Below are 20,989 nucleotides of genomic sequence, written 5' to 3'. Positions count from 1 at the left end.
TCAGCGTAGACCGTTCGTCAGAAGTTGTGAGCATAACGGCGAATGATGCCCAGACACTACTCTTTTTAAATTGGACGAAAGGCTCTAGGCCGGGCATTACAAGGGTTTTTTGTTTGTTACATGACGTAGCCAAGCTGATAGCCCCGGTAATGCCGTTTGCGCAAACGAAAAAAAAATCCTGCACCCGCCAGCGGCCCCGGAAAATGTTTGGTGGTAAGCTCGCGCACCATGAATACCTATAGCTCCCGCCCCGTTGTCCTCTGTCTCTCCGGCCACGACCCTAGTGGTGGCGCCGGCATGCAGGCCGATATTGAAGCCCTTCTCGCTCAAGGCTGCCACGCTGCACCGGCAATCACCGCCCTGACCGTACAAGACACCGTTAACGTCACCGATTTCCGGGTGTTGGACCGTGAGTGGGTATTGGCGCAGGCCAATGCAGTGCTTAATGATTCCACCGTGGCGGCGATCAAGTTGGGGATGCTTGGTTCCCTGGAAATGGTCGACACCGTCGTCGGATTGCTGGAAGCACACCCGCATCTGCCGCTGGTGTGCGACCCGGTCCTGCGTGCAGGTGGCGGTGGTCGCCTGGGCAAGGATGAGGTCGGTTACGCCATGCGCGAGCGGCTGCTGCCATTGGCAACCATCGCAACCCCGAACCTGCCTGAAGCACGGATCCTCGCCGAATTGCCTGAAGGCACGGCAGACGAATGCGCCGAGAAACTGCTGCCGTTCTGCAAGCACCTGCTGATCACCGGCGGCCACGGTGACGAAGAGCTTATCCATAACCGCCTATACATCCGTGGCGGTGAAACGCGCACGTTTACCTGCCAACGTTTGCCCGGCAGTTATCACGGTTCTGGCTGTACGCTGGCCAGCGCCTTGGCTGGACGCTTGGCACTTGGCGAGAATCTGATCAGCGCTGTCCAATCGGCGCTCAACTACACTTGGCGTACGCTGCGCGACGCTGAACAGTTGGGCAAAGGGCAATTTGTTCCGCGCCGCTTGCCACTGGATTTTTGCTCGTAACGCGACGCTTTGGGGCCAGACTGATGAAGCTACAACAATGAAATTACGTGGCCTGTATGCCGTTACTGACAGCCAACTGTTGGCTGGTAAGTTTTTGTCTTATGTCGAAGCTGCCCTTGAGGGCGGCGTGACCCTGCTGCAGTACCGCGACAAAAGCAGTGATGAAGCTCGCCGCCTGCGCGAAGCGGACACCCTTCTGCGGCTGTGCGAACGCTATAAGACTCAATTGATTATTAACGACGACGCTGAACTGGCGGCACGTCTCGGCGTTGGCGTACACCTGGGACAGACCGATGGCTCGCTATCCACGGCCCGCGCGCTGTTGCGGCACAAAGCAATCATTGGCGCGACCTGCCACGGACAACTGGAACTGGCCGATCAAGCCAAAGCCGATGGGGCGAGTTATGTCGCGTTTGGACGCTTTTTTAACTCAAATACCAAACCGGGTGCGCCGGTCGCAACCCTCGATTTGCTGGATCGGGCTCGTGCCCGCATTCACTTGCCGATTGCCGTGATTGGCGGTATCACGCTGGAAAATGCCGCGCCGCTGGTGGAGCATGGCGCCGATTTGTTGGCCGTGGTTCACGGTTTGTTCGGTGCTGACAGCGCTCAAGAAGTAACGCGCCGCGCCAAGGCGTTTAACGCACTGTTCAAACCCAGCTGATTGCCACTACCCGTTTGAACTGATCAGTTCAAACTCCGATCCGACAGGCCTGCCGCTCATATTTTCCAGTGACAGCAGCGCCTGTTTGCGATCGACCCCGCCCGCGTAGCCCGTCAAGCCACCACTGCCGCCGATAACCCGGTGGCAGGGAACAATAATCGATATAGGGTTTCTGCCATTGGCGGTGCCCACCGCTCGCGAATGTCCGCTGCCCAACCCCATGTTTTTCGCCAAGGTGCCGTAGGACACAATCTCTCCATACGGAATTAACGACAGCTGTTGCCAGACCAAGCGCTGGAACGGCGTGCCACGCATCAACAATGGCAGCGTGAACACCCGTCGTTCGCCGCTGAAAAACTCAGCCAGTTGCTCGCGCGCCAGGATGACGACCCTGGGGACTGAAGGCTCGTCAGGCAGGAACATCAGGTCGGGGTAGTATTTTTGACCGACGAAAAATACCCCGGTCAATGCGTCGTCCTCCACCCGCAGGGCAATGTCGCCGAGCGGACTCGCTGCTAGATAGCCCTGGTTCATGATTTCGTTGCCTCGTGTTGTCGCCACAGATGCACGGTGGCATAAGCGCGCCACGGTGCCCACTGACTGGCGTGCTCATTCAAGAGCGCCACCGCTGAATAGCCCAAGTATTTTTTCAGTACCGCATCCCCTTCCGGGAAGGCGTTGGGCCAACCGAGCGCGCGCATGGCGATGTATTGCACAGTCCACTCGCCTACCCCGCGAATAGCGCGCAGTGCCGCCAACGTATCTTCCAGCGGGACCAGCGGTTCGAGGGTTATTCGACCGGAGGCTACTGCTTGCGCGATAGCAATAATGGCCTCGGCGCGGATGCGAATCAGGCCAGTGCCGATCAACTCCTCGGCCGACAGTTGAGCAATGTCGCCCGCCGTCGGGAACGCACTGAGCAAATCAAAGGGCGCATCCGGCACTTTTGTGCCGAACCGTTCGGCGATTCGACCCAATACTATTCGGGCGTTCGCCACCGAGATTTGCTGCCCGACAATCGCGCGAACCGCAATTTCAAATCCGTCGACAGCACCCGGCACGCGCATGCCCGGCAAATCCGCTGCCAGCGCGCCAAGGTGCGCATCAACAAGATCTGGCCGACAGTCCGTGTCGAAAATTCGGCGCACACGCCCCAGAAGCGGCGCAATCCCATAGTGCAACGACGCCGAAACAGTCACCACCAACGTATGTCGCAACGGTGCGTGTTCGACACTGATCCAGCCGAGCAATGGACGCCCCGCGTGCTCAAACGCGATGATCCGCGCGTAACGGTCGTCACCCACATGCTCGACACCACGGACCTGACGATGGGCAAGAAAATCGAGCACGCCGCGCCATGCAAACGGCGGCCGATAAGACAGCTCAAATTTCATCACGTCTGAATCCGGCGTACGGCTCGTCTTTCTCAGCCGTAGGGGATTTAACCCGTACTTCGACTGAAACACGTCATTGAAACGCCTGACGCTACCAAACCCAGCTGCCAGCGCCACTTCAGTAACCGGCAGTTGAGTGTCCGTCAGCAGCCGCTTGGCGATTAACAGGCGCTGGGTTTGCGTGTGCGCCGTCATCGACACACCAAACTCCGCTTCGAAAATCCGCCTCAGGTGTCGTGTCGTGATACCCACGCGGTCGGCCAGCGCTGACAGGTTTTTACCGTTCAGAAAACCGTCTTCAATCAATCGCGCAGCGGCTTGCGCCAGCCCACTGGAAAGATCGAGCACCCCATGACCGGGCGCCAGTTCCGGGCGGCAACGTAAGCAAGGCCGAAAGCCCGCATGCTCTGCCGCCGCCGCGCTGGAATAGAAGCTGCAATTCTTGGCCTGGGGCGCCCGCGCCGGGCATATCGGACGGCAATAGATACCCGTCGACGACACCCCCATGAAAAACCAACCATCAAAGCGGCGGTCTCGGGCGACGAAGGCGGCGTAGCAAACCAGCGGATCGAGAGTGTTCATGAGCAGGACTGTAATAGAGACGTTTGGAAAAGTCTGGCCAAATTCGGACATGTATAGCCCTGCCGGACGTAGGTATAATCCGTCTCCTGCACATTCTGGACAACCGCCTACGCCGACCAGCACGCGTCGCCGCTGTGATCCGCGCAGGACACATTTTTGGTTCAACAGCTGAGACCCCATCATGTCCCGTTCTGAAATCCTGTTTGCCAACGCCCAAAAACACATCCCTGGCGGCGTCAATTCGCCCGTTCGCGCGTTCAAAAGCGTGGGTGGCACGCCGCTGTTTTTCAAGCATGCGGCAGGTGCTTACGTCACCGATGAAGACGACAAGCGTTACGTGGATTACGTCGGTTCATGGGGGCCGATGATTCTCGGCCACAGCCATCCGCAAGTTCTAGACGCCGTGCGTAAGCAGTTGGAACACGGTTTGTCGTACGGCGCGCCGACAGCGCTGGAAACCGAAATGGCCGATCTGGTGTGCGCCCTCGTGCCTTCGATGGAGATGGTGCGGATGGTCAGCTCCGGCACCGAAGCGACCATGAGTGCAATTCGCTTGGCCCGTGGTTTCACCGGCCGCGACAGCATTATCAAATTCGAAGGCTGCTACCACGGCCACTCAGACAGCCTATTGGTAAAAGCCGGCTCCGGCGCGTTGACTCAAGGGGTACCCAGTTCTGCGGGCGTCCCTGCCGCGTTCGCCAAACACACCCTGACCACCGCGTTCAACGACATTGATGCCGTCGCAAAAATGCTCGATGAAGTGGGCAAGGAAGTGGCGTGCATCATCGTTGAGCCGGTGGCCGGCAACATGAATTGCGTCCCGCCTGCACCCGGCTTTCTCGAAGGCTTGCGCACGCTGTGTGATAAACACGGCGTGGTGTTGATTTTCGACGAAGTGATGACCGGTTTCCGTGTCGCATTGGGCGGCGCTCAGGCGCACTACGGCGTCACGCCGGACTTGAGCACCTTTGGCAAAATCATCGGTGGCGGTATGCCGGTTGGCTGCTTCGGCGGCAAACGCGAAATCATGTCCCACATCGCACCCTTGGGCCCGGTTTACCAAGCCGGTACGTTGTCCGGCAACCCACTGGCCATGGCGGCGGGCCTGGCAACATTGCGCCTGATCAGCCGCCCCGGCTTCCATGACGAACTCAGCGCATTCACCACCCGCCTGCTCGCGGGCCTCAAACAACGCGCCGATGCAGCGGGTATTGCGTTCGTGACTACCCAGGCCGGCGGCATGTTTGGTCTGTATTTCAGTGACCTCCCGGAAATCGTCACTTTCAACGACGTCATGACCAGCGACGCGGACCGCTTCAAGCGCTTCTTCCACGCGATGCTCGATGGCGGCGTGTACTTGGCACCGAGCGCGTTCGAAGCGGGCTTCACCTCAATCGTCCACGGCGACGCTGAACTGCAACTGACCCTTGATGCCGCCGAGAAAGCATTTGCTGCGCTGAAATAAGCCTTCATAGGCGCTAACTTGTTGGCGAGAGGCTCGATGCGGTGAGACAGTAGCGCCGCTTCGCCAACAAGTTGGCTCCTGCAGAAGATTAAAAACACGGTAATCTCCCGCAAAATCAGGCACATCAAGCCCGTGCAGCAGAAATTCCGTAAAGACTTTGTAAGGTTGGCCCCGCTTCTTTCATAATGTGCCGCCAGCGCGATCTGCTGGACGGGTACGCCCGCACCTTTTAGAGGTAAGTCGACTCCCATGAACCGCACCGGCCGCACCCTTGCTTTGGGCTGCCTGTTGCTTCTTCATCCCCTGCTGGCAAATGCAGGTGGCAACTCGTTGTTAATCCCAGCGGTGGGTCGCTGCACCCTCAATACTCAGCCCGATAATCGGCCTGAAGCATTGGCGGTTTGCCAAAAAGCAGCACAAGCCGGGGATGCACAGGCGCAATTCGAGTTGGGACAGTTCTACTACGACGGCAAAAATGCGCCTCGTGATTTAACTCAAGCACTCAACTATTTCGAGCAGGCTTCGCTGCAAGGCCATGCCCAGGCGCAATATCGACTGGGTTTAATGTTTTTCCATGGCGAAGGCGTGCAAGCCAATAACATTCAGGCGTATATCGTGCTGAAGATGGCCGCCGTCAACGGCTCGGAAGATGCGCTGGACAGCGCGGATGAAGTGTCGGCGAAGATGAAGCGCGATGAGCTGGAAGTCGCTACCCAGGTGCTGGGCCAGATTTTCCGTAATTATTTGCTGGAACTGCAAACGGCTGAAGGCCGCACACCATTCGCCCCCCTGCCTTGACACAATGACCCGCTGATCGAACTGCTTATTTGTCCGGCATTGGCATCGGAAAAGGCATCACGTTGCTTGTACCCCGCGCCTCGCTGATCTTCGGCGTTCCCACACGCTCGACTTCATCGATGCGTACAATCGAATGCATCGGCACAAAACTGCGTACCACGCCTTCGAACTGAGCCTTGAGCTTCTCTTCGCTCGGGTCTACCACCACGGTCGTACGCTCACCGAAGACGAATTCTTCCACCTCCAGAAAACCCCACAGATCACTCTGATAGATTTGCTTGGCGTACATTTCGAACACCTGGCCCTGGTTGAGAAAAATCACCTTATAAATTGGAGCTTCGCGTTTGATCATGGCGGGCGGCTAAAAATCGGGGGCTTAAAGAGGGCGCGAACTATAGCACGTCCGTCAGACAGTCAGCGCTAGGAACCAGACACCCGCACCCCTATAATGCTCGGTTCTTCGAATCAACTGATGATCACGCATGGCCAAGAAGCTTTATATCGAAACCCACGGTTGCCAAATGAACGAGTACGACAGCTCGCGCATGGTCGATCTGCTGGGCGAACATCAAGCCCTGGAAGTCACTGCTCGTGCAGAAGATGCCGACGTTATCCTGCTTAATACCTGTTCAATCCGCGAGCGCGCCCAAGACCGGGTGTATTCCCAACTGGGTCGCTGGCGCGAGCTGAAACTGGCCAATCCGGAGATGGTGATCGCTGTCGGCGGGTGTGTGGCCAGCCAGGAAGGTGCCGCGATTCGTGATCGCGCACCCTACGTGGACGTTGTGTTTGGCCCGCAAACCCTGCACCGCTTGCCGGAAATGATCAACGCTGCGCGCCTCACTGGTCTGCCGCAGGTTGATGTTTCGTTCCCGGAAATCGAAAAATTCGACCATTTGCCCGAACCTCGCGTCGATGGCCCGAGTGCTTTTGTATCGGTGATGGAAGGTTGCAGCAAATACTGCACGTTCTGCGTCGTGCCTTACACCCGTGGCGAAGAAGTCAGCCGTCCGTTCGATGACGTGGTGAGCGAGGTCATGCACCTGGCCGAAAACGGCGTGCGTGAAGTCACTCTGCTGGGTCAGAACGTGAATGGCTATCGCGGTACGACCCATGATGGACGGTTGGCAGATCTGGCCGAGTTGATCCGCGTCGTGGCGGCCGTCGACGGCATCGACCGCATTCGCTACACCACGTCGCACCCACTGGAGTTTTCGGACAGCCTGATCCTGGCCCATGCCGAAGTGCCTCAACTGGTGAAACATCTGCATTTACCGGTGCAGTCGGGCTCCGATCGGATTCTTTCGGCCATGAAGCGCAACCACACCGCGCTCGAATACAAATCCAAACTGCGCAAGCTGAGGGCTGCCGTTCCGGGTATCAGCATCAGTTCGGACTTCATCGTCGGCTTCCCTGGCGAGACCGAAAAAGACTTCGAACAGACCATGAAATTGATCGAAGACGTGGGCTTCGACTTCTCGTTCTCCTTCGTCTACAGCCCGCGCCCCGGCACGCCTGCGGCAGACATTAAGGACGACACACCGGAAACCCTGAAAAAACAGCGCCTGGCCGCCTTGCAGCACCGCCTGAATCAACAGGGTTACGAGATCAGTCGGCAAATGGTCGGCAGCACCCAGCGGATTCTGGTCACTGATTATTCGAAAAAAGACCCTGGAGAATTGCAGGGACGTACCGAGAACAACCGGATCGTCAACTTCCGCTGTGACAATCCGAAACTGATTGGCCAGTTCGCCGATGTCCATATCGACGACGCGCAACCGCATTCGTTGCGCGGGTCGTTATTGCAATAAACGCCGCAAAGACCGCCGCAGAAGGTTGGTTCCCACAGGTTTTGGATCAGTTCAAAACCTGTTGGAGTCGGCTTGCCGACGAAGGCAGCGAGTCAGGCCCTGAAGATGCTAACCGTGATTGCCCCTTCGCAGGCAAGCCTGCTCCCACAGATTTAATATCAGCTCAAAGCAAGACCATTAGTAAGTGAAGGCTTTCGCCCACCGAGCGCTGGGGTTATCCTTCAACCCATCTTCATTGCCGTAGGGCGGCTAAAAACGACCTTGAACGCTCCCATCGAACCACATCGTTTTATCCTCGAGCCTTTTGAGGCCCACCGATTCGCAAATCTTTGCGGGCAACTCGACGAGCATTTACGCTTGATCGAGCAACGTCTGGACATCGAAATCCGCAACCGCGGCAATCAATTCGAACTGATTGGCGAGCCCAAGCACACCACTTCGGCTGAAAACCTGCTGCGACGCCTGTACCGGGAAACCAAAGGTACCGAGCTGTCACCCGACATGATTCACCTGTTCCTTCAGGAATCGGGTGTCGAAGAACTGGACAACCACCCTGCTGCCGAAGTCGGCGTAGCGTTGCGCACCAAAAAGGGCATGATTCGCCCGCGCGGCCTGAATCAGCAGCGTTACGTCAAAGAAATTCTCGCCAACGACATCAACTTCGGCATCGGCCCTGCGGGTACTGGCAAGACCTACCTTGCTGTCGCCTGTGCCGTGGATGCGCTTGAGCGCGAACAGATCCGCCATATCTTACTGGTGCGTCCGGCGGTCGAAGCGGGCGAAAAGCTCGGCTTCCTGCCCGGCGACCTGGCACAAAAGATCGACCCGTACCTGCGCCCGCTGTATGACGCCCTGTATGAAATGCTCGGCTTTGAATACGTCGCCAAGCTTATGGAGCGTCAAGTGATTGAGGTTGCACCGCTGGCGTACATGCGCGGCCGGACCCTCAATAACAGCTTCATCATTCTCGACGAAAGCCAGAACACCACCGTCGAACAAATGAAGATGTTTCTGACCCGCATCGGTTTCGGCTCCACGGCCGTCATCACGGGCGACATCACCCAGGTCGACCTGCCCAAAGGCACAAAGTCAGGCCTGAACCATGTGATGGAAGTCTTGAAAGACGTACCGGGTATCACCTTCACGCACTTCAAGCCCAAGGATGTGGTGCGTCACCCGCTGGTACAGCGCATTGTCGAAGCTTACGAGCGCTACGAGAATCGTGCTAACGACGAAACCATAAGTTCCTCTTCCAGCAGGGATAACCGCCGCGATGGTTGAGCTGGACTTACAACTCGCGACCGAAGCGACAGTCCCAAACGAAGCCCAGTTCCGCCAATGGTGTGAACTTGCGTTGCGTCAACGCACTGCTGATTCAGAGCTGACCATCCGCTTGGTCGACGATGCTGAAGCCCGTGAACTCAATAACACTTGGCGACACAAGGACTACGCAACCAACGTACTGTCCTTCCCCGCCGACGTACCCGATGAGTTTCTCGATATTCCGCTGCTCGGCGACCTGGTGATTTGCGTGGCCGTTGTGGCCCGCGAGGCGACTGAACAGGGCAAGATTCCGGATGCGCATTGGGCGCACCTCGTCATTCACGGCTGTCTGCATTTGCTCGGCTATGACCATATCGACGATGCAGAAGCCGAAGAAATGGAAGCACTGGAACGAACGTTGCTTGAAGAATTGGGCTATCCCGATCCTTACGCTGACGACGAAACCGCTGACCATCACTTTCCAGAGACCACCAGCAAGGACCACGAGTAAGGGCTATGAGCGAAGACCGATCGAGCAACGGGCAAAAGTCATGGCTGGGGAAACTCACCCAGGCCTTTGCCCACGAGCCGAAAAACCGCCAGGAGCTGCTTGAGCTGCTGCGCGAGGCCCATCAAAACAAGTTGCTGGACAGCGAAGCGCTGGCCATCGTCGAGGGCGCCATTCAGGTGGCTGACCTGCAAGTACGGGACATTATGGTCCCGCGTTCGCAGATGATCAGCATCAGGGCCACGCAAACCCCTCGCGAATTCCTGCCCGCCGTCATCGACTCAGCGCACTCGCGCTACCCGGTGATTGGTGAGAGCCACGACGATGTGCTCGGCGTGCTGCTGGCCAAGGATTTGCTGCCGCTGATCCTCAAGGAAGACGGTGACAAGGACAGCATCAAGAACCTGCTGCGCCCGGCCACCTTCGTGCCCGAATCCAAGCGTCTGAACGTGCTGCTGCGCGAATTTCGCGCCAACCACAACCACATGGCCATCGTCATCGACGAATACGGCGGCGTAGCGGGTTTGGTGACCATCGAAGACGTGCTGGAGCAGATCGTTGGCGATATCGAAGACGAGCATGACGTCGAGGAAGACAGCTACATCAAGCCGCTGCCCAGCGGCGACTTCCTGGTCAAGGCACTGACCCCGATCGACAGTTTCAACGAGTTCTTCGACAGCGAGTTTTCGGACGACGAGTTCGACACCGTTGGTGGCTTGGTGATGAGTGCGTTTGGTCACTTGCCCAAGCGCAACGAAACCACTGAAATTGGCGCGTACCGTTTCCGCATTCTCAATGCCGACAGCCGTCGTATTCACTTACTGCGCCTGAGCCCGATCTCGCGGGCCTAAGCCCCTAAGGAAATACCATGCACTGGATCACCCGACCCGGCTGGCCCGGCAACCTGCTGGCCATGGTGGCTGGCGCGCTGACCACCCTGGCCCTGGCTCCATTTGATGTCTGGCCACTGGCGATTGTGTCGTTGGTCGTTCTCTATCTGGGTTTGCGTGAACTCAGCCCCCGCCAGGCCTTGGGCCGTGGCTGGTGCTATGGCTTCGGTCTGTTCGGTGCGGGCACCAGTTGGATTTACGTCAGCATTCATACCTACGGTGGCGCTTCGGTGCTGCTCGCAGGCCTTTTAATGCTGGGCTTCATCGCCGCGATTGCCTGGTTCTTCGCCCTGCCGACCTGGATCTGGGCGCGCTGGATTCGACGCAATAACGCACCGCTGACCGACGCTTTGGCGTTTGCCGGCGTGTGGCTGGCGCAAGAAGCGTTTCGCGGCTGGTTTTTGACCGGCTTCCCTTGGCTTTACTCCGGCTACAGCCAACTCGACGGCCCTTTGTCGGGGCTCGCGCCCATCGGTGGCATGTGGCTGATCTCCTTTACCCTGGCCCTGACCGCCGCTTTGCTGTGCAATCTGCCACAGCTTCGAGCGAATAAGTCCGCGCTGAGTATTGGCGTTTTGCTGTTGGTCGCACCTTGGGTGCTGAGTCTGTCGCTTAAAACCTACGAATGGACGTCTCCGGCAGGCCCACCGCTTAGCGTTGCCGCGATTCAGGGCAACGTTGAACAAAGCATGAAATGGGACCCGGCGCAGCTCAACGCGCAATTGGCGCTTTACCGGGACATGACCTTTACCAGTAAACGTGCTGACTTGATCGTCTGGCCAGAAACCGCGATCCCGATCCTCAAAGAGTCGGCGGAAGGCTATTTGACGATGCTCGGCAAGTTCGCGGCGGATCGCAACTCGGCGCTGATTACCGGTGTACCGATTCGCCAACAAGGCGGCCGTGGCGAGTACCGTTACTACAACGGCATTACCGTGGTCGGTGAAGGCGATGGCACTTACTTGAAACAGAAGCTGGTGCCGTTTGGTGAGTACGTTCCACTGCAAGACCTGCTGCGTGGGCTGATCAGCTTCTTCAACCTGCCCATGTCGGACTTTGCCCGTGGACCGAGCGACCAAGCGTTACTGCAGGCCAAGGGTTATCAAATCGCACCGTTCATCTGCTACGAAGTGGTTTACCCGGAGTTTGCCGCCGGCCTCGCCGCGAGAAGTGAACTACTGCTGACGGTGAGCAACGACACTTGGTTCGGCACGTCAATCGGCCCATTGCAGCATTTGCAAATGGCAAAAATGCGCGCACTTGAAGCCGGTCGTTGGATGATCCGCGCCACCAACAACGGAGTGAGTGGCCTGATCAACCCGTTTGGCAAGATGGTCGTGACGATTCCTCAATTCCAGAAAGGCGTGCTGTACGGCGACGTGGTACCGATGCAAGACCTCACCCCTTACTTGCGCTGGCGTTCATGGCCGTTGACGATTCTGTCGATTGTGCTGGTGGGCTGGGCGCTGGTGGCACGACGGATGAAACGGTAACCAAGGGTTCTGCGTTCTGTGGGAGCGAACAAGTTCGCTCTCAAAAAATACCGCATAACTTTTGAATTCAGGAGAAAATTAGCAAGGACTGCCGAGGTTACTCTGTGGGAGTTGGCTTGCCAACGAAAGCGTCATTGTAGGCGACCCAGGTTTCAAGTCGACATCATCTGCGCGATGACGGCCTCTTCGCAGGCAAGCCTGCTCCCACAGAATGTACTACGGCAGGAGCCTTTTGGCGTCGAAGATGTGGCGGCAGCTCCCACATAAATTCACAGCTACCTACAGCGACCGATAAAACATCGGATACGCCAACAACCCCACCGCTTCATTGAGCAACTGCCCGCTTTGCCATACAGCTTTGCTCTCAGGCAACCAGCCGTTGAATGGCCGGGCGTTGTCGACGCCCAGGAACCCTACAGGCGCTGCAACCACGGTAAATCCTGCCTTCTCGAAGCTCCATCGTGCGCGTTGCATGTGCCAGGCTTGAGTCACTAACACCACCCGCTTGATGCCTTGGGGCTGCAATATCGCAGCGGTCATCGTGGCGTTTTCCCAAGTGGTTCGGCTGAGCCCTTCTTGCCAACGCACCGTCACGCCAAAATCGCTTTGCAACGAATCCGCCATGATCGCCGCCTCACTCGGCGGCTGACCATAATGCAGCCCGCCCGTGGTCAAAATCGGCAAACCTGAATCTTTGGATAACCGCGCCGCAAAGCGCATGCGCTCCAGTGCAACGCCAGTGGGGATGTCGGTGCCCCACGTCGGATCTTTGCGTTCGCGGCCGGAGCCCAAGACCACAATCGCATCAGCCTGCCGGGCAAGTGTCGACCATTGGCTTTGTTGCAGGGGCGGATCGTGTTCAATACCCCGCGCAGCCCACTCCACCGCAATCGGTAAACTCATGACCCACAACCCGACGAAGCCAATGAAAAAGCATGCGCCAGCCAGCCGAGGCCGTGAGCGGCGTAACCACCAGGCAAGCAAAAGCACCAGCAGAAGGATGCCAGGAGGCAGCAATAATTGTTTGATCAAATAGCGGATAGGCATCGAGCATCTCCAAAGATGCCCGAAGCCTAGAAGGATTGACGTTAAGCAACAATAATTTTGACGCAGACCGCAGCCTGCTTAGATAACGTGAAGCGATTTTTTTGCATCTTGCATCATCTGAAATATAACGACTTGCCCCGCATTGACGCTTTGCTGCGTTTATGATCTTCGAGCCATATGACCTTGGCTGAACGCCTCGGCGCCGAAGCAGGTCCGTCAACCGCCTTCGCAAAGCAAGCGTCCTTGGTCATACCCTCAGTTTTAAACCCAAAGACTTCTGTTTTTAAATCCAAAGTGCCCTTGTCCAGATAAGCCTCAATCAATTCAAATTCCGCAGGGCTCAACCCTCGCAATTCCAGTTCTGTAGGTGTTTCATGGCGAAGTCGAACTGCCGTTTTCGCCACATCCAAGGCAAGCCCAATACGATTGATCAAGCGTTCGTAAAGCTCAGGTTTTACAGCGGGTCGCTGCGACTCTGCCATCCGTTCACCTCATCGAAGTTAAAACATACTCCCCTGTCGATTAGCTTAGCGTTGCTGTCCAAATCAGCCGGATGCAGCGACCAACGGCCTGCAACAACGCTTAACAAGCAATCAGGGTTTCCCTCGATAGTGAGCGCTCATGTATGCTACGGCGCTTCCTTAAATTCCACTTCCCGCTCGACTGAGCACAATCTGACTCAGCGGTGCAATGAAGAGGATGAGGTCACCACTTCTTTAGTAAAAAGTAGCCATGCACGAACTCTATCAGCCCCGCGAAATCGAAGCCGCCGCCCAAACATTTTGGGACGAGCAAAAATCCTTTGAAGTCAGTGAACAGCCAGGCAAAGAGACTTTCTATTGCCTATCCATGTTCCCTTACCCCAGCGGCAAGCTGCACATGGGCCATGTGCGCAACTACACCATCGGCGACGTAATCGCCCGCTATCAGCGCATGCAAGGCAAAAGCGTCCTGCAACCCATGGGTTGGGATGCGTTCGGGATGCCGGCAGAAAACGCCGCGATGAAAAACAACGTCGCTCCGGCCAAGTGGACCTACGAAAACATCGCCTACATGAAAACCCAGCTCCGCAGCTTGGGTCTTGGTGTTGACTGGTCCCGTGAAATCACCACCTGCAAACCCGATTACTACCGCTGGGAACAATGGCTGTTCACTCGCCTGTTCCAAAAAGGCGTGATCTACCGCAAAAACGGTACGGTGAACTGGGATCCGGTTGATCAGACCGTATTGGCCAACGAACAAGTCATCGACGGTCGCGGCTGGCGTTCCGGCGCCATCATCGAAAAGCGCGAAATCCCGATGTATTACTTCAAGATCACTGCCTACGCAGATGAGCTGTTATCGGGACTCGATGAATTGCCAGGCTGGCCTGAGCAAGTCAAAACCATGCAACGCAACTGGATTGGTAAATCCCGTGGCATGGAAGTGCAGTTTCCGTACGACCAGGCTTCCATTGGTGAAGGGGGCGCGCTGAAAGTATTTACGACCCGTCCAGACACCTTGATGGGCGCGACCTACGTGGCCGTCGCAGCGGAACACCCGCTGGCGACCCTGGCCGCAAAGGGTAACCCCGAACTGCAAGCCTTTATTCACGAATGCAAAAGCGGCAGCGTCGCCGAAGCAGACATCGCTACCCAAGCGAAAAAAGGCCTGCCCACCGCACTTTTCGTGGAGCACCCATTGACGGGCGAGAAGTTGCCAGTGTGGGTCGCCAACTACGTGTTGATGCATTATGGCGACGGCGCCGTGATGGCAGTCCCCGCTCACGACGAGCGCGATTTCGAATTTGCTACCCAGTACAACCTTCCGATCAAGGCCGTTGTACGCACCAGTGCTGGCGACGAAACGCTCTCGCAGTGGCAGGCCGCTTATGGCGAACACGGCACGCTGATCAACTCCGGCATCTATGACGGGCTGGAATTTCAAGCCGCGTTCGATGCCATCGAAGCTGATTTGCTGAAAAAGCAACTGGGTCAGTCACGCACGCAGTTCCGCTTGCGCGATTGGGGCATCAGCCGTCAGCGTTATTGGGGCTGCCCGATCCCGATCGTGCATTGCGACACCTGCGGTGACGTGCCGGTCCCGGAAGACCAATTGCCGGTTGTGCTGCCCGAAGACGTCGTTCCCGATGGTGCCGGCTCACCGCTGGCTCGCATGCCATCGTTCTATGAGTGCAGTTGCCCTACATGCGGCGCCCCGGCCAAGCGCGAAACCGACACCATGGACACCTTCGTCGAGTCCTCGTGGTACTTCGCACGCTACGCCTCGCCTCACTACGAAGGCGGTATGGTTGACCCGAAAGCAGCGAACCACTGGCTGCCAGTGGATCAATACATCGGCGGCATCGAACACGCGATCCTGCACCTGCTCTACGCGCGTTTCTTCCACAAACTGATGCGCGACGAAGGTCTGGTCACCTCCAACGAGCCATTCAAGAACCTTCTGACTCAAGGCATGGTCATCGCCGACACGTATTACCGCCTTGAAGCAAATGGCAGCAAGACGTGGTACAACCCGGCCGACGTCGAGCTTGAACGCGACAGTAAAGCCAAAGTGATCGGCGCTAAATTGATCAGCGACGGTCTGCCGGTCGAGATCGGCGGCATCGAGAAAATGGCCAAGTCGAAGAACAACGGCGTTGACCCGCAATCGATGATCGACCAATACGGCGCTGATACCTGCCGCCTGTTCATGATGTTTGCGTCGCCGCCGGACATGAGCCTGGAATGGTCGGACTCGGGCGTCGAAGGTTCACACCGCTTTCTGCGTCGCGTCTGGCGCCTGTCCCATGCCCACGTCACCTTGGGCCTGACTCCCAAGCTCAACGTCGCGGGCTTGAATGACGAACAGAAAGCCGTCCGCCGTGCGATCCACCTGGCGATCAAAAACGCCAGCCAAGACGTCGGTCAACACCATAAATTCAACACCGCCATCGCTCAAGTCATGACGCTGATGAACGTATTGGAAAAAGCTGCCCAGGTAACCCCGCAGGACCGTGCGCTGCTTCAGGAAGGTCTGGAAACTGTCGCGCTGCTGCTGGCACCCATCACCCCGCACATCAGCCATGAACTGTGGAGCCGGTTGGGTCACAGCGATGCCATCATCGATGCCGGCTGGCCGGTGCTGGACAAGACCGCGCTGGTACAAGACAGCCTCGTGCTGGTGATTCAGGTGAACGGCAAACTGCGCGGACAGATTGAAATGCCCGCCAGCGCTACCCGTGAAGAGGTTGAAGCCGTGGCAAGAGTCAATGAAAACGTGCTGCGCTTCACCGACGGCCTGACGATCCGCAAAGTGATCGTGGTCCCCGGCAAGCTGGTTAACATCGTCGCAAGCTAATTGGGTCACGCGCCCGGTATTGACCGGGCGTCGAACAGCATTTCCAGGGGACGCAACGTCGGCCCAAACGGATTCAAGGGGAGCATCAATATGATCAAACGCAATTTGCTGGTGATGGGTCTCGCCGTATTGCTGAGCGCCTGTGGTTTCCAGCTGCGTGGTACTGGCACCACTGAACTGACCATCAAGGAACTTGATGTCAGCGCCCGTGACGCCTACGGTCCAACGGTTGTCCAGTTGACCCAAATGCTGAAAAACAGTGGGGTCAATGTGCATCAGGGCGCTGAGTACAAGCTGGTTCTGGTCAGTGAAGGCGAAGTTTCACGCGCCGCCAGCTACAACGGTTCGTCGCGTTCAGCCGAGTATGAGCTGACGGATACCGTCAACTACGAAATCCGCGGTTCGCGCAGTCTGCTGTTGCTCGAAGACAAGGTACAGGTTCAGAAAATCTACGTTCAGGACAGCAACAACTTGATGGGTTCCGATCAGGAAGCTGCGCAAGTTCGTAAAGAAATGCGTGCTCAACTGGTCCAGAACCTGGTCATGCGTCTGCAACTGCTGACTCCGGCACAACTGGATAAACTGCAATCGACCGCAGAAGCCAAGGCCCAGGCCGAAGCAGACGCTCTGGAAGCTGCACAGCGGATCGAGAACGAGACGCCTCGTCAGTCACCGATTGAAATACCCACCAAGTAAGTGCTCAGGGGCCAGCCCGCTGGCCCCTGCATTCCCTGACCTATGAAACTGATCCCCGCCCAACTCGCTAAACACCTTCAGAGCAGCTTGTCGCCCGTGTACGTTGTCAGCGGCGACGATCCGCTGCTGTGCCAGGAAGCAGCGGACGCTATCCGTGCAACCGCGCGCCAGCAAGGTTTCGACGAACGCCAAGTCTTCAGCGCGGACGCCAATTTCGATTGGGGCACGCTGTTACAGGCCGGTGCCAGCATGTCGCTGTTTGCGGAAAAACGTCTGCTGGAGCTGCGATTGCCCTCGGGAAAACCCGGCGACAAGGGCGCTGCGGCGTTCATCGAATACTGCTCTCGCCCTCCCGAAGACACGTTGCTGCTTATCAGCTTGCCGAAACTCGACGGCAGCGCGCAGAAAACCAAATGGGGTAAGGCGCTGATTGAAGGACCACACACTCAGTTTCTGCAAATATGGCCCGTGGACACGAGCCAATTTCCACAATGGATTCGGCAGCGCTTGTCACAAGCCGGGCTGTCTGCCAGCCACGACGCCGTTGAACTTATAGCCGCCAGGGTCGAAGGCAATCTCCTCGCCGCAGCCCAGGAGATAGAAAAACTCAAGCTGATGGCCGAGGGTGGCCAGATCACCGTCGAAACCGTGCAGGGCGCCGTCGCCGACAGCGCACGGTTCGATGTTTTCGGTTTGACCGACGCGGTGCTCAATGGCGAGGCGGCCCACACAGTGCGCATGCTCGAAGGCCTGCGTGGCGAAGGGATTGAGCCGCCTGTGATTCTGTGGGCGCTGGCTCGTGAGCTTCGGGTATTGGCTAATCTGGCCTTACAGTTCAGCCAGGGCATCCCACTGGACAAAGCGTTCAGCCAAGCGCGACCGCCCATCTGGGACAAACGCAAACCGCTGATGAGCAAAGCATTGCAACGGCACTCCGCACAACGCTGGAGCCAACTGCTGATGGATGCGCAGCGCATCGACGCGCAGATCAAAGGCCAGGCAGCAGGTTCGCCCTGGAGCAGCTTGACTCGGCTGGCACTGTTGATGGCCGGACAACGGTTGAGCTTGCCGGCAGAATAGCCAGAGACATTATCTCGTTTGCAATTTCTATAGGAGGGTCCGCCACGTCTTCGACTCCGCGCTGTCTCGCGCAGCAAACTGGGTGGCACTTTGTATGGTTTGAGGTTGCAGGGTGTCAGGACTGAAGCCTTCCCGAATAAATTCGGTCCCACAGATGTGGCGATGCACACATTCTGTAGTAGCTGCCGAAGGCTGCGATAGGTCCGAAGGACCTTCGCCAACAAGTTGGCTCTTACAGCAATACCGCGAAACATCCGATAGGACACTTCTATTAGACACACCCCACGCTCTGCCCGATGATTCACATCGTTACATCCCCCCAGAAGAGAGCACTCGCCATGAGCAAGCCAAAACGGCCGAACAAGGCCAAATCCATTGTGGCCCAGCCATTATTCCGCAGTCGCCAGGAACCCGCTGGCAAGGGCAAAGGCAGCTACCGCCGCGAAGCCTTCCAGTCTAAAAACTGGGAGGCTTCTTACATTCTGGCGGCCTGATACGGCCGATTAATCCAAGCGACATAGCTGTTATAAACCCGTCACTACTTGATCGCCAGGATTGAATACAAACGACGCTGAATCATTAATGGTTAGAGGTAACTTCATCGAGATTATTGGCAACGCTATGTGAGTTAAATCATAAAACCGTTTCTGATCGTACTGAGCACCCGCCAAACCCGCAGGCACGACATAAAAAAAAGCTTCGATTGGCAAAGTACTGGGAATATTTTGAGCCCAGACCTGATGTTTCAGATCATTGGGTTTTTCAAACGCTTTCGGAGAAATCAATCGACCACCCCTCATGCCCTGATAAAAATTCGGACCCGCTGCACTATTCAACGAATCCCGAACGTCAAAACTGCACCCCCCAATACCACCAGCAGCATGCTCGCCATATTGATTATAGTGGCTGGCCCATTGCTCGCCGGTATAAACCCCCTGCAAATTGCAGCTTTGACTGTGCGGCTTGTTTGGAAAGGAGCCACAACCTCTGTCGGGTCGATTGTCAGATGAACCATCTATGGGGAAAAAACAAAGCACTTGAATTGTGATCTTTCCGGCTGGAGCAGCTAAGGAAACTCTGAAAAAGGTTTTCAAATCTGGTGAAATGTCCCCCATCACATGAGCCGAGCGGTTGCCCCCCCATGAAGCAAATTTCTTTCGCCGATGCCGAGTACGCCGGTAAACGTAAGCGAACCCGCCGTGAGATTTTCCTGAGCGAGATGGACAAGGTCGTCCCCTGGAAGGGGTTGATCGCTTTGATCGAGCCGCATTATCCAAAAGGCGAAGGGGGCCGCCCGGCGTATCCCTTGATGGCCATGTTGCGTGTGCACCTGATGCAGAACTGGTTCGGCTATAGCGATCCAGCAATGGAAGAGTCTCTTTATGAGACCACGATTCTGCGCCAGTTCGCGGGGTTGAATCTGGAACGCATTCCCGACGAAACCACGATTCTCAACTTCCGTCGCCTGCTGGAGAAAAACCATCTTGCCGGGGGAATCCTGGAGGTCATTAATGGCTACCTGGGAGACCGAGGTTTGATGCTTCGTCAGGGCACAATTGTTGATGCCACGATCATTCATGCGCCGACGTCGACCAAGAATAAAGAGGGTAAACGCGACCCCGAAATGCATCAGACCAAGAAAGGTAATCAATATTTTTTCGGGATGAAAGCGCACATCGGAGTAGACGCTGATACGGGTCTGACGCACAGCGTGGTGGGCACGGCAGCCAATGTCGCGGACGTCACTCAAGTCGATCAGTTGCTGCACGGCGAAGAGACCCATCTCTGTGGCGACGCGGGCTACACCGGCGTAGAAAAGCGGCTTGAACATGAGGGGCGCGAGATGATCTGGTCGATCTCCGCCAGGCCCAGCAGCCGCCGCAAACATGGAGAAAAAAGCGTCATTGGCCGTGCGTTGCGCAAGATTGAATACGCCAAATCGCAAACTCGGGCCAAGGTTGAGCACCCGTTTCGGGTGATCAAGCGCCAGTTTGGTTACACCAAGGTGCGGTTTCGCGGGTTGGTAAAGAACACGGCGCAGTTGGTGACACTGTTTGCACTGTCGAATCTGTGGATGGCGCGCCGACATTTGATGGAGCCTATAGGACAGGTGCGTCCGCAGTATGGAAATTAAGGGTTAATAAGTGCTTAAAACCGGCTTATTCATCAATAAAAGCCGATATTTTCGAAATTTCAGTGAAGTACTTTCTTTCGGAGCGCTTGACGCCCGATTTGCCAGAAAAAGAAGGTCTTATTTCAGACCTTCCCTAAAACAGGATAAAGAATAAAACCATTAGTGTAGTTATACGCCAGCCTCATCATTTTATAGTCCGACCTTAAGTAACTAAATGAAACACCTCCCACTTTTACAGCGGTTGGGCTAGGGTTCCAGGAATCATATTGTGTCGACGCTTGCGTCCCTCGTAAATCAATCCCCGTACATAGAAAAGCCGGCATTGAGTCCTTACCGCAATTCTCGCGTGTATCGTGATATCGACTAGTCAACTCCGCGGCTTCCGCTGCACCACTTCTAACGCCTGCTTGCGAAGGTGCGGCCATTGGCATAACTGCCGCCTTGACGTGGCTCTCTACTACGGGAACAGACTCTCCGTAAGGACGCTGCTTTTCGATAGAGCAGGCCGCTATACTTAAACCCAACACAATAGCCAATATTATTTTCATTTCCATATGCTCCAGCCATGAGATCCCTATGGCACCTAGCATCACTAAGTAATGAAGCATCAGCGCGCATTACTAAGTGCAAGTTAACAAATATACTTCTTAAATTACATTACACGTCGGCAGGGCTGAACGTCTACTGGCATAAATGACAGTGATTTCTATTTTTTTCTATGGACGCCTTCTGCTCGGTAAGTTTTACTAATTGTCTTTCCCGATATTTACAAACATGCATTGGTACGATCGTTGTATTT

General features: G+C 56.4%; 21 protein-coding genes. 14 read left to right on the top strand and 7 right to left on the bottom strand.

Annotated features, from left to right (window positions below; all coding sequences use genetic code 11):
- Positions 1-228 precede the first annotated feature (228 nt).
- Positions 229-1,026, top strand: a complete 798-nt coding sequence (locus RHM59_RS20320; RefSeq protein WP_322166184.1) for a hydroxymethylpyrimidine/phosphomethylpyrimidine kinase — start codon at positions 229-231, stop codon at positions 1,024-1,026.
- A gap of 37 nt (positions 1,027-1,063) precedes the next feature.
- On the top strand, positions 1,064-1,690 hold the full coding sequence (thiE, locus tag RHM59_RS20315) for a thiamine phosphate synthase (protein ID WP_322166185.1): 627 nt from the start codon (positions 1,064-1,066) through the stop codon (positions 1,688-1,690).
- 6 nt (positions 1,691-1,696) lie between these two features.
- On the opposite strand, the gene RHM59_RS20310 is transcribed toward thiE, so the two are convergent.
- Both RHM59_RS20310 and RHM59_RS20305 read right to left on the bottom strand, forming a co-directional pair.
- Positions 1,697-2,224, bottom strand: a complete 528-nt coding sequence (locus RHM59_RS20310) for a methylated-DNA--[protein]-cysteine S-methyltransferase (protein WP_322166186.1) — start codon at positions 2,222-2,224, stop codon at positions 1,697-1,699.
- The gene (locus RHM59_RS20305) at positions 2,221-3,666 is read right to left on the bottom strand and encodes an AlkA N-terminal domain-containing protein (protein ID WP_322285272.1); all 1,446 of its coding nucleotides are present in this window, start codon (positions 3,664-3,666) and stop codon (positions 2,221-2,223) included. Before RHM59_RS20305 ends, RHM59_RS20310 begins: the two co-directional genes overlap by 4 nt.
- Positions 3,667-3,847: 181 nt before the next feature.
- Between RHM59_RS20305 and hemL the strand changes: the two genes are divergently transcribed.
- Positions 3,848-5,131: a glutamate-1-semialdehyde 2,1-aminomutase gene (hemL, locus tag RHM59_RS20300; protein ID WP_322285271.1), complete on the top strand. Its 1,284-nt coding sequence runs from the start codon at positions 3,848-3,850 to the stop codon at positions 5,129-5,131.
- A 249-nt stretch (positions 5,132-5,380) separates the two neighbouring features.
- The gene (locus RHM59_RS20295; RefSeq protein WP_322166189.1) at positions 5,381-5,929 is read left to right on the top strand and encodes a tetratricopeptide repeat protein; all 549 of its coding nucleotides are present in this window, start codon (positions 5,381-5,383) and stop codon (positions 5,927-5,929) included.
- Positions 5,930-5,954: 25 nt separating this feature from the next.
- Here RHM59_RS20295 and RHM59_RS20290 read toward each other — a convergent pair whose 3' ends face one another.
- Positions 5,955-6,281, bottom strand: a complete 327-nt coding sequence (locus RHM59_RS20290) for a DUF1820 family protein (protein WP_322166190.1) — start codon at positions 6,279-6,281, stop codon at positions 5,955-5,957.
- Positions 6,282-6,411: 130 nt separating this feature from the next.
- Here RHM59_RS20290 and miaB point away from each other — a divergent pair, with 130 nt between their 5' ends.
- The 5 genes from miaB to lnt all read left to right on the top strand — a co-directional run bounded on the left by miaB (position 6,412) and on the right by lnt (position 11,894).
- Positions 6,412-7,740, top strand: coding sequence for a tRNA (N6-isopentenyl adenosine(37)-C2)-methylthiotransferase MiaB (gene miaB / locus RHM59_RS20285; protein WP_322166191.1), 1,329 nt, complete (start codon positions 6,412-6,414; stop codon positions 7,738-7,740).
- A gap of 261 nt (positions 7,741-8,001) precedes the next feature.
- Positions 8,002-9,021, top strand: a complete 1,020-nt coding sequence (locus RHM59_RS20280) for a PhoH family protein (RefSeq protein WP_322285270.1) — start codon at positions 8,002-8,004, stop codon at positions 9,019-9,021.
- The gene (gene ybeY, locus RHM59_RS20275) at positions 9,014-9,514 is read left to right on the top strand and encodes an rRNA maturation RNase YbeY (protein WP_322285269.1); all 501 of its coding nucleotides are present in this window, start codon (positions 9,014-9,016) and stop codon (positions 9,512-9,514) included. The genes RHM59_RS20280 and ybeY overlap by 8 nt, the downstream gene beginning before the upstream one ends.
- 5 nt (positions 9,515-9,519) lie before the next feature.
- The gene (locus RHM59_RS20270; RefSeq protein WP_322166194.1) at positions 9,520-10,362 is read left to right on the top strand and encodes an HlyC/CorC family transporter; all 843 of its coding nucleotides are present in this window, start codon (positions 9,520-9,522) and stop codon (positions 10,360-10,362) included.
- A 17-nt stretch (positions 10,363-10,379) separates the two neighbouring features.
- Positions 10,380-11,894 carry an apolipoprotein N-acyltransferase gene (gene lnt / locus RHM59_RS20265; protein ID WP_322166195.1) on the top strand — a complete coding sequence of 505 codons (1,515 nt, stop codon included), beginning with the start codon at positions 10,380-10,382 and terminating at the stop codon, positions 11,892-11,894.
- A gap of 279 nt (positions 11,895-12,173) precedes the next feature.
- Here lnt and RHM59_RS20260 read toward each other — a convergent pair whose 3' ends face one another.
- The gene (locus RHM59_RS20260; RefSeq protein WP_322166196.1) at positions 12,174-12,941 is read right to left on the bottom strand and encodes a YdcF family protein; all 768 of its coding nucleotides are present in this window, start codon (positions 12,939-12,941) and stop codon (positions 12,174-12,176) included.
- Between the two features lie 113 nt (positions 12,942-13,054).
- A complete protein-coding gene (locus RHM59_RS20255; RefSeq protein ID WP_322166197.1) occupies positions 13,055-13,423 on the bottom strand; it encodes a hypothetical protein in 369 nt (122 codons plus the stop codon).
- A gap of 250 nt (positions 13,424-13,673) precedes the next feature.
- Between RHM59_RS20255 and leuS the strand changes: the two genes are divergently transcribed.
- The 4 genes from leuS (at position 13,674) to arfA (ending at position 18,550) form a co-directional block, all read left to right on the top strand.
- Entirely contained in the window at positions 13,674-16,280 is a 2,607-nt protein-coding gene (gene leuS / locus RHM59_RS20250; RefSeq protein WP_322285268.1) for a leucine--tRNA ligase, read from the top strand.
- Between the two features lie 90 nt (positions 16,281-16,370).
- On the top strand, positions 16,371-16,976 hold the full coding sequence (gene lptE, locus RHM59_RS20245) for an LPS assembly lipoprotein LptE (protein WP_322166199.1): 606 nt from the start codon (positions 16,371-16,373) through the stop codon (positions 16,974-16,976).
- A gap of 42 nt (positions 16,977-17,018) precedes the next feature.
- Positions 17,019-18,056 (top strand): DNA polymerase III subunit delta, encoded by a 1,038-nt coding sequence (gene holA / locus RHM59_RS20240; RefSeq protein WP_322285267.1) that lies wholly within the window; start codon positions 17,019-17,021, stop codon positions 18,054-18,056.
- Between the two features lie 338 nt (positions 18,057-18,394).
- Positions 18,395-18,550 carry an alternative ribosome rescue factor ArfA gene (gene arfA, locus RHM59_RS20235; protein WP_322285266.1) on the top strand — a complete coding sequence of 52 codons (156 nt, stop codon included), beginning with the start codon at positions 18,395-18,397 and terminating at the stop codon, positions 18,548-18,550.
- Between the two features lie 30 nt (positions 18,551-18,580).
- Here the strand turns inward: arfA and RHM59_RS20230 are convergent, their stop codons facing one another.
- Positions 18,581-19,171, bottom strand: coding sequence for a hypothetical protein (locus RHM59_RS20230; RefSeq protein WP_322285265.1), 591 nt, complete (start codon positions 19,169-19,171; stop codon positions 18,581-18,583).
- A 26-nt stretch (positions 19,172-19,197) separates the two neighbouring features.
- Here RHM59_RS20230 and RHM59_RS20225 point away from each other — a divergent pair, with 26 nt between their 5' ends.
- Entirely contained in the window at positions 19,198-20,190 is a 993-nt protein-coding gene (locus RHM59_RS20225) for an IS5 family transposase (RefSeq protein WP_322165339.1), read from the top strand.
- A 122-nt stretch (positions 20,191-20,312) separates the two neighbouring features.
- On the opposite strand, the gene RHM59_RS20220 is transcribed toward RHM59_RS20225, so the two are convergent.
- Positions 20,313-20,738, bottom strand: a complete 426-nt coding sequence (locus tag RHM59_RS20220; protein WP_322285264.1) for a hypothetical protein — start codon at positions 20,736-20,738, stop codon at positions 20,313-20,315.
- Between the last annotated feature and the right edge of the window lie 251 nt (positions 20,739-20,989).

The sequence above is a fragment of the Pseudomonas sp. MH10 genome (assembly GCF_034353045.1).
Taxonomy (GTDB): Bacteria; Pseudomonadota; Gammaproteobacteria; order Pseudomonadales; family Pseudomonadaceae; genus Aquipseudomonas.
Note: the sequence above shows the minus strand (reverse complement) of the source record. Positions and strands in the feature narration are given on the sequence as shown.

Coding starts and splice junctions, on each gene's coding strand:
- RHM59_RS20320 (WP_322166184.1), top strand. CDS start 229: ATGAATACCTATAGCTCCCGCCCCGTTGTCCTCTGTCTCTCCGGCCAC.
- thiE (WP_322166185.1), top strand. CDS start 1,064: ATGAAATTACGTGGCCTGTATGCCGTTACTGACAGCCAACTGTTGGCT.
- RHM59_RS20310 (WP_322166186.1), bottom strand. CDS start 2,224: ATGAACCAGGGCTATCTAGCAGCGAGTCCGCTCGGCGACATTGCCCTG.
- RHM59_RS20305 (WP_322285272.1), bottom strand. CDS start 3,666: ATGAACACTCTCGATCCGCTGGTTTGCTACGCCGCCTTCGTCGCCCGA.
- hemL (WP_322285271.1), top strand. CDS start 3,848: ATGTCCCGTTCTGAAATCCTGTTTGCCAACGCCCAAAAACACATCCCT.
- RHM59_RS20295 (WP_322166189.1), top strand. CDS start 5,381: ATGAACCGCACCGGCCGCACCCTTGCTTTGGGCTGCCTGTTGCTTCTT.
- RHM59_RS20290 (WP_322166190.1), bottom strand. CDS start 6,281: ATGATCAAACGCGAAGCTCCAATTTATAAGGTGATTTTTCTCAACCAG.
- miaB (WP_322166191.1), top strand. CDS start 6,412: ATGGCCAAGAAGCTTTATATCGAAACCCACGGTTGCCAAATGAACGAG.
- ybeY (WP_322285269.1), top strand. CDS start 9,014: ATGGTTGAGCTGGACTTACAACTCGCGACCGAAGCGACAGTCCCAAAC.
- RHM59_RS20270 (WP_322166194.1), top strand. CDS start 9,520: ATGAGCGAAGACCGATCGAGCAACGGGCAAAAGTCATGGCTGGGGAAA.
- lnt (WP_322166195.1), top strand. CDS start 10,380: ATGCACTGGATCACCCGACCCGGCTGGCCCGGCAACCTGCTGGCCATG.
- RHM59_RS20260 (WP_322166196.1), bottom strand. CDS start 12,941: ATGCCTATCCGCTATTTGATCAAACAATTATTGCTGCCTCCTGGCATC.
- RHM59_RS20255 (WP_322166197.1), bottom strand. CDS start 13,423: ATGGCAGAGTCGCAGCGACCCGCTGTAAAACCTGAGCTTTACGAACGC.
- leuS (WP_322285268.1), top strand. CDS start 13,674: ATGCACGAACTCTATCAGCCCCGCGAAATCGAAGCCGCCGCCCAAACA.
- lptE (WP_322166199.1), top strand. CDS start 16,371: ATGATCAAACGCAATTTGCTGGTGATGGGTCTCGCCGTATTGCTGAGC.
- holA (WP_322285267.1), top strand. CDS start 17,019: ATGAAACTGATCCCCGCCCAACTCGCTAAACACCTTCAGAGCAGCTTG.
- arfA (WP_322285266.1), top strand. CDS start 18,395: ATGAGCAAGCCAAAACGGCCGAACAAGGCCAAATCCATTGTGGCCCAG.
- RHM59_RS20230 (WP_322285265.1), bottom strand. CDS start 19,171: ATGGGGGACATTTCACCAGATTTGAAAACCTTTTTCAGAGTTTCCTTA.
- RHM59_RS20225 (WP_322165339.1), top strand. CDS start 19,198: ATGAAGCAAATTTCTTTCGCCGATGCCGAGTACGCCGGTAAACGTAAG.
- RHM59_RS20220 (WP_322285264.1), bottom strand. CDS start 20,738: ATGAAAATAATATTGGCTATTGTGTTGGGTTTAAGTATAGCGGCCTGC.